Origin of the sequence: Luteolibacter pohnpeiensis, assembly GCF_016595435.1 — a bacterium.
GTDB classification, from domain to species: domain Bacteria; phylum Verrucomicrobiota; class Verrucomicrobiia; order Verrucomicrobiales; family Akkermansiaceae; genus Luteolibacter; species Luteolibacter pohnpeiensis.
This window is the reverse complement of record NZ_JAENIJ010000008.1, coordinates 123,262-135,012: the sequence shown is the minus strand read 5'-3', so window position 1 is coordinate 135,012 and position 11,751 is coordinate 123,262. Positions and strand designations below refer to the sequence as shown.

Here is an 11,751-nt window from a genome sequence, read left to right as displayed (position 1 = left end):
CCCATTGACGAAATGAGCAAGAAACTTGAGGACATTGATGTAAAATTGGCCGAATGGATTGGCCTGCAAAAAATCTTTTTCGTTGGGACCTCTCCGCTATCCAGCAGCGGACACGTCAATGTCTCGCCAAAAGGCGGTGATAGTTTCCGCATTCTAGGGCCACTTGAAGTTGCTTATCTCGATTACACCGGCAGCGGCGCGGAAACCGCCGCTCACTTGCGCGAAAACGGCCGCATCGTGATCATGTTTTGTGCGTTTGAGGGCCCGCCAAAAATCGTCCGATTGCATGGTACGGGGACTGTAGTTGAGTCCGGTGATCCTGAGTTCGAGCGATTGATTTCGCACTTCCCTGAAAACCCAGGAACCCGATCCATAGTGCGCATTCTGGTCGAACGTGTTTCCGATTCATGCGGCTACTCCATTCCATATTTCGATTATGTGGAACCTAGGGAAACTTTGGATAAATGGGCCGCCAACAAAGGCAAGGACGGCTTGGTAGAATACCGCTCCACGAAAAACCGATCAAGCATCGACGGCCTACCCGCCTTTGATCCTCCTTCTGAAATCTAACAGAACACTTCGCATGAAATTGCTAGCCACCAAAACCTACCAGCAGATCCCAGTAGTCATCGGCGGATTCGCTGGATGGATCCTGGCCACCGCGCTGATTCCCATCAGCCATCCATGGAATGTGGTTGCCAGCCTTTATTACGCAGCTTTTAGTTTTTTCCTCGTTGCCTGCTTTTTACCTGAATACCAGCGCAAGCGCATCCTTACGCGGCAAGTGTCGCTCCGGGTGTCCTCGTTCTTCATATGGATCGGAACGAGTTGCATTTTATATGCTCTTCACAAATCCGAGATTGCCGATGGATTGCCGAATATGACTCTGATTATTCTATCCGGAGCGATCGTGTTGGCATTTGCTAGCTACTTCCCGGCTCTTTGGATGATTCGTGGCATCCGAACCAAACCATTTTACGCTGACGATTTGCTTACCTCATCGACTTTGGAACATAAGTCCGAAACGACGACGATACCGTCTGAGGCTGATCCGGTTTCAACTGAAACAAAAAGCAGCCCGCCTGATCATCTCGCTGGAAAAACCCATTAATCCCGGAGCATCTCAGGCGGACTGCCCTGTCGTGTCGCGACGGGCGAATGGATCAATATTTAGAGAGTGGAGTCCACCCAGAATGGCAATTGTGACCAAGGTGTCACAGGAGCTGGATCTATAAAAAAGCGGCCACCCCGCAATGGGATGGCCGCCACGAAACGAGTGATTGATCTAAGTTACTCAGTATAGATCACATTGAGACGGAAGAAGCTTTTGGCTTGATCCGGTGTGATATCAATCGAGATCTCAGTTGTATCATTGACCGTAGCTGTAGCTGTGGTCCAATTCGTAAGATCCGAACTGCTTTGCAACTCATAGGTCAATTTTGCATCCGCTGCTGCCTCAGCACCTTTGATGAAGGTGAGTGACATCGAATCGCCAGCCATGACAGGTTGTGGCAAGGAGCTTGCGACCATCGGGTCCAGTCCAAGGGCATACTCTAGCAAGTCGGTGATACCATCGGAATCTGAATCAGAGGTAACACTAGCACCACTAAGCCCATTGTTAGCGGCCCATTGTTCAAATGCTGATGGATCTGGTGTCGTAGTATCAACTTTGGCGGTGATCACTCGAAGAACCGGAGCCAGGGTCGTGGCCATGGTCCCAGGCATGTACATCTGCCAGCCATCGGTGGTTTCCGGTTTGATGTTGAGACCGTAGTTCGGCTCCCCACCACGCCAGCTTTGAACAGGCAAGGTGACATCAAAGGTCGCGGCACTGCTCTCACCAAGACCGGTAGCGCGACTGATCGCACTCGTAATATCTTGATCCACCACAGGACCGTCTGCACCAAAGGTGCTGGTGACATCCCAATCGACGAGCATACGGTGAACTGCGATCGGACCTGGCGAGCGAGAATTCGCACTTCCCTCACCCTCTTCACTAGGACCCGGTGTTACGGTCGTTAGCACCAACTCAGCTTTCACGATTTCCTCGTCGGCAGGGATTTGACCTTCCAGATCACCAAACTCGACAGGGAAATGCAACAAAGCCTCCTGCGTGGCCCCGCCGACAAGATCCAGGAAACCGAATGCCAGCGTAGAACCATCTTGCGTATCTGCCTGCCCCGTCAGAAGCGCAGAGACATCGGCATTGAAGGTGTAGCTCTTGGTTTCTTCCATGACATAAGAAACCACAAGCTTAGGCCTCAATACTGGATTGGTATTACCAACCGTGCAGTATTCCCAACCATCGGAAGTTCCGCCGGTGAAAATGCCAACACCATAATTGTCTGCTCCCGTTGCCCATTCGCGAACGATCGATGTGATATCAGCCACCTCAACGGTGTTAATCGTCATCGAACCATATGCAGACACCAGGAATCCAGCACCCGCGCCACGGGCACCTTCGAAGCCAGCACCAGCACTAAGGTCATCGTAGGTAGTCTCTGCGGTGACAGGATCAATCAGACGATCAATGACATATGGACCGCCAGACATTGAATTTGCACCTCCTGCTGTGGTTAGCATCAACTCTGCCTTCACAACGGTTGCACCTGGTGGAATTTGTCCTTCACCGGTTCCGATGAGGTTATCAAAACGGATAATCCCGTTGATGTCAGGGCTGCTCGCATGACCTGGAAAACCATCCAAGTAGTAGGACGCAACAGCCGTTCCTAATTCGTTCGTACCGTCGCTACCAATCCGCTTGTCAAACTCACCGGTGTAGCCATCGACACCTTCCTGGAAGCTGACGGTCGTCGTTTTGATCAACGAGGCGATATTTCTTATCGCAGCAGTAGCCGAATAAGATGAACCCAAACTATAGCCACTGCCTTCGGTTAACGTGACCACCACCGATTCATCGGTTTCGTAGATGACATCTTCCAAGACATTCAAGGTGAGTGTGGCGGTATTTGATCCAGCCTCGAACGTTACGGTGCTTCCAGATACAGAATAGTCCGATCCGCGTGTTGCTTCGCCGCTGGTCGTGAAGCCAACTGTTAGAGGAGAAGAAACATCACCAAAACGAGTCAGTTCGAAGGTCAATGCATGATCTTCATCGCCTTCAGTGACCAAAGGCTTTGTAGAAGCGATGACGACTTCACTCTCTTCAACGCCAGTCGGAGAGAGTGGAGTTGCCAGGAAGCGGAAACCTGAACTCAATTGATTTTTACCCGACAAATTGGGTAAATCTTGTGAGAAAACCACGAAAGCATTCCCCTTCGCAGAGTAGGCGTAAACGTTGTCACCACCATTGCCTTTGTTGAAGTCCGAAGTGACCAACAATGCATAGTTGGATGGATTGATCGATGTCCCATCCCCAAACGTGATCTCATATCCATCCGAACCTGCGACGATAGTAGCCCCCACTGCGGCAAGTTCAGGATTGAGCGCTTCCAGAGTTCCATCAGCAGCAACGCTGCCACTGAACATGTGCTGGACCGTATTTGGCACGTATAGGAACGCGAAAGCATCGTTTTCCAAGTTCTGACTGCTATCATAACTGCGAACAATCCAAGTTCTTCCGCTACGCCCGATCGATGCAAAGTTGTTAGAAGCCGAACCAATCGTTGTCGCGATCATGTTCCCTCCATCAGGCAAGCCGTCGATGTAGTAAACACCAGCGGATGGATTGGTAATGGTCACCCCATCCGGCAAGTTGGAGCTTCCAGCAATGACCTGACCACCTGCATCAATGTTACCTCCAATCCAGCCCTCTGAGTAAGGGAAGTAGGCGAGCGAAAAGCTCGAAGACTCGGGTTGCGTTGCAAGCACTTCAGCTGCAGGACCCGCATTATCCATCACAGCGACTGAATAATTACCGCCATCATTGTAGGGGGCGACGATATTGTCTGCCGCACCACGATTCTCAGGATCGGTGAAATTCTCACCACCATAGTTCGCACCCAGCATTAGGCCCGAATTGTAAGCTACAGATGCCCCATTGATGCGAACAGCCGGGAAACCGGATACGGTTCCGGGATTGCTGAAATCTAGAGGAGATGGTGTGCTTTTCAGTATTTGCCAGTTCGGGGAAAGACTTGGCGTCTCAAGATCGGCATCTGCATCACCACCATCAAAAATCGCTACTGCGGATCCCGTAGCCATTGGCGTTCTTGGTTCCGAATAGATCGATACACGAGCGGCATCACCCATCGCCCCATCGGAACTGGTGGCAACTGCTTCCACCATCAGATCACCCACTTGATTCACGGTGTGATTGATTTCAAACGGAGCCGAGTCATCACTTCCGATGAGCAATCCATTCAGATAGAAGTCCACTTTCGTCGTATCAGCGGAGACTGTTGCAGCGAATGCAATCGATTCACCAACATTCACGACCGCACCATTGATAGGGCTGGTCAGAGAAATATCTGGAGCTGGTGTTGCGGCTTCTGTTGAGAAGAACGCGAAGCTGAACATCGCCTCATCATCCGTCAGTCCGTCTTCCAAAGTCGCTGTCGGAACATCGCGGCTCTGGATCAACCAACCACCAAGAGCATCATCCCATTCATAGCTCGCGAAGTTATTCACATTGCTTGGCAAGGGTTCCACCGTGCTAACAGGATACCCCCCTTCAGGAGAAACAATGAGTGTTCCAGACTGATCATTCATTCCTGGAATTTTGAGCAACCACTCCCCGACACCTTGCTTGGTGATCGTAAAATCACCGGATGCAATTTGAGAAGCACCGCCACTCAGTATCCGGCCAACAGCCACGACCTGGCTTTGACCAACTGCAGCCAAAGGGATATAGACAAATGCCACTCCATCTTGCTCATATCCGAGAGCGGATGTGGCACCGTTATCCTTGATACTGAGCGTAAATGACCCGTCGGCATTTGGACGAGACATCGCATAGTTGTCCTCATTTTTACCCCCGGTAACAAGCAGCACACCGTTATCCGCAGTCGCAGCCACTCCGCGAGTGTGAAGTTTTGTTAGATTCACCGTGGAAATACCTGCTGCAGAAGTATCAATGAATTCATATCCGAGATTAACTCCCGGAGAAGAGATCATGTCGGTCAACGCAAGGCCATTTCCTGTGGAGTGGTTGGTGGCATGTCCAGCCAGCCAGCCTTCAGAATGCGGAAAATAGGCAGCTGCCACATTCATATTAAACTCACCGCCACCTGCCTCCGCGCTGCCGTCCGCAGCCGATACCGGAATGTAAAATCCCGCAGCACCATACTCAACCGCACTGGTTCCATAGGAAATCCCATCAACCCCACCACCAGATACATTATTCCGTGAATTTTGCGATACACAGGAGATCAAAATTCCGTTCAGAGGATCTGATGCACGATCTGCACTGTAGATTGAGTCATAATCACCGCGGTTCGCATTCTCCACGTAGTTGAAGTTGGCGGTGGATCCGGGTTTCACTGCCAACGAGATCGAGGCAGTCGCAGAGGTAAGATTATCGTTACCAGTGTTGAGCTGTGTTACAATAAAGCCACCATGCTCGACCGCTTGGGTAACACTTGGCAAAGCACCTATGGATGCGGCCAATGCAAAAAGGAAGGAGCGTTTTCGTTTCATGTGGAGCCAGAGATGATGATTCCGGACGAATCGGTCCACGATTGCAAAGTGACAGATGAGACACGTTCGCACCGTTCAAACCATTGTCTAACTATCCACTTTTTTGTGACCAATTCGTTGCTACTTCAAACCTGACGACTCTCAAAATCCATCAATCGTAACTTCATGAAATCCTCAACTTCTCCAGTCCCGCAACTCTACCCTCAAGGCTCGCCAAGCCTCAGTCGTCGGACATTTCTAGGAGGCTCTGCGTCGTTAATTTTTGCTCTGACCGCATCCAAAGTCCTGGGAAATCAGGGGTTCGTCCGCAATCATCCAACCTTCCCCGCATACCCTTTTTCCCTGGGTGTTGCTTCAGGGGATCCGACGGCAGATGGCTTTGTTTTATGGACGAGACTGGCACCGATTCCATTAATGGGCGGAGGCATGCCAAATGAATCCGTTCTGGTTCATTGGCGTGTTGCCGAGGATGAAGCGATGACCAAGGTGGTAGCATCAGGCAGCGAAGTTGCGAGTCCGGACTGGGCACATTCCGTCCACGTCGAAGTGGAGGGACTAAAGCCTGATCGCTGGTATTGGTACGAATTCAAGGCGGGATCAGAAATCAGCCCACGTGCAAGGACTCGCACCATGTGCCCACTGGACACTCCAGCCGAAAAAACGACACCGATCAAAATGACCTTCGCTTCATGCCAACATTATGAAACAGGTCACTACACCGCTTATGAGCACATGCTGGCGGAAAATCCCGATATTGTCTTCCATCTTGGCGACTATATTTACGAAAACAAAGGCAGGGAGGATCTTGTTAGGAAGCACATCGGTAACGAAATCATGGTAGTGGATGATTATCGCAACCGTCATGCCCAATATAAAACGGACCCTGCACTACAGGCAATGCACCATGCAGCACCTTGGGTCGTCACCTGGGATGATCATGAGGTCGACAATAACTATGCCGGAGATATTTCTGAAAAGCTGAAGGTCAAACCCGAAAGTTTTCTGAAGCGCCGCGCCGCAGCCTATCAAGCCTACTACGAACACATGCCAATCCGACGCAGCGCCATGCCTACCGGACCTGACATGCAAATTTATCGCACGATCAGTCACGGCCAATTGGTTAATTTCCAAGTTCTGGATACCCGACAATTCAGAACGGACCAACCGAATGGCGACGGGCTTAAAACCCCTGGTGAGGCTGCCATGCGACCTGATGCAACCATACTTGGCACCGTTCAGAAAAAATGGCTCGATCAACAATTAGGCAATTCTAATGCACGATGGAATGTCCTTGCCCAGCAAGTCATGATGGCAAGAGTTGACCGTGCTCCGGGCGAAGAAGTCAAATGCGCGATGGACCAATGGCCTGGTTACGAAATGGACCGACGCCGCGTTCTGCAATCGTTCCGAGACTTGAAAGTATCCAATCCGGTCGTCATTACCGGTGATATCCATTCACATTGGGCCAATGACCTTGTCGTGGATTTCGAAGGGAATAAAGCGGAAACCGTGGCGGTAGAGTTCGTAGGCACATCCATTTCCTCTGCAGGAGACGGCATTGCGATTCCTGAAGATCACGAAACGGTGATGAAGGAAAACTCATGCGTGAAATTCTATAACAAGCAACGCGGATATGTGAGCTGCCAAATCGATCCAAAACGTTGGCACGCTGACTATCAGAACGTCGATTATGTCTCACGCCCGGGCGCACCACTCAAAACTACGGCATCCTTCGTAGTTGAGGACAAAACCTCCGGACTTCAAATCGCCTGATTTAATCAATTGTCATTCGGTTGCAACGGGATTGTCACCATTTCCGTGGTGAATCCCGAGGCGGCTGTCTACATATCGGTTGCCTTATGCGATCAACCGCACTCATTCTTGCGTTCATTTCCTTTGGGATTCTACCTGGTCAGCTACGTGCTCAAGAAAATGAACCACCGAAACACACACTGCGCATACTGCCCTTGGGCGATCCCCCGCCCTTCAAACAACAAATCCGGGACAACGTTCGCTATGAGCTACCAGCGGAACCCGGCACAGTTCCACCTCGATCGGTCAGCATCAACTGGACACCACCAGGAGAGCAAAAATTGCCGGAACCACTACCACTTCGTTTGCGATTAGGAACCATATCGGCGCCCCAGACATTCACGCTGCCGAAGGATCGGATCGTAACGGTGAAGACCGAGGACGGTGCACTCTGGTCGAGATTATCTCTATCTCAATCAAACGCAACTCTGGCTCTTGTCTGGAGAGGCGGAAAAACCTGGGAAACTGCTAGAGCCATGTCCATCCCTGATTCGCCCGAAGGAGATCTTCACCAATCCGTACGCTTCGTGAATCTAACAGCTGCACCAATGGGTATAACATTCGGCAAGGAAAAGGTGCGTCTTGATACAGGAAAGTCGTTGATAAAGACCTTGGCGACCGCTGATCCAACCACTGTGATGATTCAATATCAGGGCAAAGATGGCACGCTGCAAACCTGCCTGTCCACGCAGATCGACCGGAGCTCACGAACCTTCCAACAATACTTTATCTATGCTGCGGACACTCAAAGTTCGCGAACTCCTGTAAAGGTGCTATCGATTGCTGAACCTCGCTAACAAGTATGATGCAAGCACCTAAGCCACCAATTCGTGGTGAAGCTGATCAGGGCAAGCTTCAACGCTATTTGAAGTCCGTTGGAGCTGGCTCTCTATTTGTCTCATTAGGCATCCATCTCGGACTATTGGCACTATTCGGTGTTGTGGTCCTGACCATTATTCCTCCTGATCCAAAGCCAGAAATTGAATTTGCACCTGGAAATCGTGGTGGTGGTTCCGGCTCACCAACCTCAAACGCCAGCTCCAAGAAAATCCATCAAAGGGCACCGCTTGCACCAGCAATGTCACGAGTTTCCGCGCTTGATGCCGTATCCTCGATTCAACTTCCCGATCTCGATCTTGGAAGCAGCACTCTCTCACCATTACCCTCGTTAGGTGGATTTGAAGGCTCAGGACTCGGCTCGGGCTCCGGCCGCGGTTTTGGGTCAGGCGCTGGTAACGGATCAGGTATCGGAATTGGCAACAAAGGCCTCTCAGACTCAACCCTGGCAGGCAAAGCCAGTTTCTTCGAACAGAAAGTTTCAGCGGACCGTGTCGTATTCGTGATCGATTACTCCGGTTCCATGAACGGTGAACGCAGCAAACTGATGCGCTCGGAGTTGTCCAAATCCGTATCGGCGCTCTCCCCTCTCATGAAATTCCAGCTAATCTTTTTTGCAGGCCCCACCTGGATCGCTGGTGATCAGGTAAAAATGATCAAAATCAATGATTCTGACAAATCTCCAAGACGAGCAGAAGTGACCACTTCAAAACGAACCTATCAATGGGAAAACGTAGGTAAAGGCGTCTGGGAACCGGATCGCCGCATCCCCACTCCACCTTGGAGGATGGTCGACGCCGATTCGATCCATAACGCTGTAGATCAGATCAAATCGACTCCTTTCCAGTATGGTGGCTACTGGGTTGCCCCGCTCGAACTTGCTCTCGCAATGGATCCCCCGCCTGATCAAATCTTTTTCATGACCGATGGTGCATCCTCAGATAATACGCGAGACGCCATGAGAGATGTGATACGTCACGCAAAATCGAGAAAAACCAAAATCAACACCATTGCGATGATGGAACCCGAGGCTGAGGAAGGTATGAAAGCATTAGCCCATGCAACGGGAGGCATGTTCACCATTGTCGAAAGAGGAGGCAAAGTCACCGTCGTGAATCCTGAGTAAAAATTCAGAATCACTAAATTTGAGTCAAACCTACGATTGTATTTTAATCCTTTATGAAAACCCTTCTACCTATTGGCATGAGTTGTGTCATGATCGCCTTCGCAAATGCTGGTCCGGTCAAACTCATCGCGCACCGCGGTGCATCCCACGCCGCGCCGGAAAACACCCTATCTTCCTTTCGTCTCGCCTGGGAAGAGGGAGCAGATGGGATTGAGGGAGATTTCTATCTAACACCTGATGGTGAGGTGGTTTGCATCCATGATGCTGATACAAAACGTGTGGCTAATAAAAATCTCGTCGTTCAAAATACCCCCTGGCCGGAATTGGCAAAGTTGGACGTTGGTTCCTGGAAGAGTGAAAAATATCACCATGAACACATCCCCAGATTAGGTGATGTGTTAGACATTCTTCCTGAAGGAAAAATGTTTTTCCTGGAAATCAAGGATGGGATCGAAATTGTAGCTCCAATCCGGAAAATCCTGGAAACGAAGAAGGCAAACCCCAAACAGGTTGTGCTGATTTCATTCGACCAAGAAGTCATCAAGGAATGCCGCCGCCAACTGCCACAGTTCGAGGCGCACTGGCTATCTTCACTGAAAAATTTCAAACAACCCGGAATGGCGGACGGATATTTTGAGGAATTGAAAAGTCTGGGAGCTCAAGGCTTCCAATTCAATTCTGAAGCTCCTGTCACATCATCATGGATTAATCAGCTAAAACAATCCGGCTATAAAATCGACGCATGGACGGTGGATAATCCCATCATCGCCAAGCAAATGATCGATCTGGGAGTGGATTTCATCACCACCAATCAGCCAAAAGATCTTCGCACTCAGCTGTTCCAGAATGAATCCAGCTGGAATGTTCGTCAGCATATCCCTCGGCAAAACTTTATCATCCAAAGCCATCGCGGAGCGGGAGAACTCATGCCTGAAAATTCTGCAGAGAGCTTTCGCCTCGCCTGGAAATTAGGGACCATTCCGGAAGCTGATTTGAGGACAACCAAAGATGGGGTGATCGTCGCATTTCATGACAACGACTTTACTCGAATTCTACCCAACGAATCGGATGAAATAAGGAAACGCAGTGTGGAAGACTTCACCTGGGAAGAATTGAGCAAACTCGATATCGGAGCATGGAAAGGCGATCATTTCCGAGGGCAGCGCATCCCATCTCTGGAAGATATTTTTCAAGAATTAAAAGAAGATGACACTCGCCGAGTGTATGTAGATATCAAAAATATCGATTTGAAGCAACTTGCGAAAGAAGCGCACCTTCAGGGCCTGGCAAATCGATTAATTCTTGCAAGCACGCACATTGAGGTCATTCGAGAATGGAAGGAGCTTGCTCCTGAATCCTCGACCCTGCATTGGATGGGTGGCAGTGAGCAAGATCTGGAAAAGCGTATTCATTCATTGGAGAAGGAAAACTTCGCTGGAATCGATCAACTTCAAATCCATGTAAAACCGTCCCAGTCTGCTCCAGACGGATTCACCCCCTCTGCTGATTTCCTCCGAAATGTCGGCTCCAGACTACGCAAACACGACGTTCTCTTCCAAACACTCCCATGGGGAAGCCGCGATCCGGAATTATTCACCCGTTTGTTAGATCTCGGTGTGGCTAGCTTTGCGACCGACTTTCCTGATGTCGCTGCGGAAACAGTGACTTCATATTATCAAAAGGCTGAGTAATGATGCGATTTTAAGATTCGCATCAAGGATCTAACAGGCGTAGATTTCCGATCTTCGCCCGTGGATCATCGCAAACATTCCTTACTTTTTGCAAGCAGCGCACTGGTATTGGTGTTGCTGATCATTTCAGGGCTACATCCCTATGATCGAGCAACTTGGTTCATGGAAGTCGCCCCGGTGGTTCTGGTCTATCCGGTGTTGTGGTGGACTCGGAAACGATTTCCACTCACCTCGCTCCTTTACTGCCTGATCGCGGCGCACGCGATGGTGTTGATGCTTGGCGGAGCATTCACCTATGCAAAAGTCCCATTGGGTTTTGAACTGCAGAGTTTCTTCCATCTCCAGAGAAATCCCTATGACCGCATCGGGCACTTTTTCCAGGGATTCGTGCCATTTTTGCTAGCTCGTGAAATATTAATCCGGACCAAAATGGTTCAAAATTCAAAACTGATATCCGGGCTGGCAGTTTGCATCGTCATGACGATCAGCTCAAGTTATGAGTTAATCGAATGGGGTGCCGCATTGGCTTTGGGGAAAGGTGCGGATGCATTCCTGGGAACCCAAGGTGATCCCTGGGACACCCAATCGGACATGTTCATGGCACTTATCGGTGCCATAAGCGCTCTTGTATTCGTGTCACGCTTTCAGGATCGACAGATCATGCGGCTTCAGATGAAGGAATTTTGA

At 50.1% G+C, this 11,751-nt stretch carries 8 protein-coding genes; 7 read left to right on the top strand and 1 reads right to left on the bottom strand.

What is annotated here, in order from left to right; genetic code table 11:
• Positions 1–12: 12 nt before the first annotated feature.
• Both JIN85_RS07210 and JIN85_RS07205 read left to right on the top strand, forming a co-directional pair.
• Positions 13–570 (top strand): pyridoxamine 5'-phosphate oxidase family protein, encoded by a 558-nt coding sequence (locus JIN85_RS07210; protein ID WP_200269112.1) that lies wholly within the window; start codon positions 13–15, stop codon positions 568–570.
• 13 nt (positions 571–583) lie between these two features.
• Entirely contained in the window at positions 584–1,111 is a 528-nt protein-coding gene (locus JIN85_RS07205; protein ID WP_200269110.1) for a hypothetical protein, read from the top strand.
• A gap of 179 nt (positions 1,112–1,290) precedes the next feature.
• Here JIN85_RS07205 and JIN85_RS07200 read toward each other — a convergent pair whose 3' ends face one another.
• On the bottom strand, positions 1,291–5,598 hold the full coding sequence (locus JIN85_RS07200; protein ID WP_200269109.1) for a DNRLRE domain-containing protein: 4,308 nt from the start codon (positions 5,596–5,598) through the stop codon (positions 1,291–1,293).
• Between the two features lie 165 nt (positions 5,599–5,763).
• Between JIN85_RS07200 and JIN85_RS07195 the strand changes: the two genes are divergently transcribed.
• From JIN85_RS07195 to JIN85_RS07175, 5 genes are all read left to right on the top strand, one after another.
• Complete coding sequence (locus JIN85_RS07195; protein ID WP_200269107.1) at positions 5,764–7,371, top strand: alkaline phosphatase D family protein; 1,608 nt, start codon at positions 5,764–5,766, stop codon at positions 7,369–7,371.
• An 86-nt stretch (positions 7,372–7,457) separates the two neighbouring features.
• The gene (locus tag JIN85_RS07190) at positions 7,458–8,207 is read left to right on the top strand and encodes a hypothetical protein (RefSeq protein ID WP_200269105.1); all 750 of its coding nucleotides are present in this window, start codon (positions 7,458–7,460) and stop codon (positions 8,205–8,207) included.
• Positions 8,208–8,212: 5 nt separating this feature from the next.
• Positions 8,213–9,373, top strand: a complete 1,161-nt coding sequence (locus tag JIN85_RS07185) for a vWA domain-containing protein (protein WP_200269103.1) — start codon at positions 8,213–8,215, stop codon at positions 9,371–9,373.
• A 53-nt stretch (positions 9,374–9,426) separates the two neighbouring features.
• Complete coding sequence (locus tag JIN85_RS07180) at positions 9,427–11,064, top strand: glycerophosphodiester phosphodiesterase family protein (RefSeq protein ID WP_200269101.1); 1,638 nt, start codon at positions 9,427–9,429, stop codon at positions 11,062–11,064.
• A gap of 60 nt (positions 11,065–11,124) precedes the next feature.
• The gene (locus JIN85_RS07175; protein ID WP_200269099.1) at positions 11,125–11,751 is read left to right on the top strand and encodes a DUF2238 domain-containing protein; all 627 of its coding nucleotides are present in this window, start codon (positions 11,125–11,127) and stop codon (positions 11,749–11,751) included.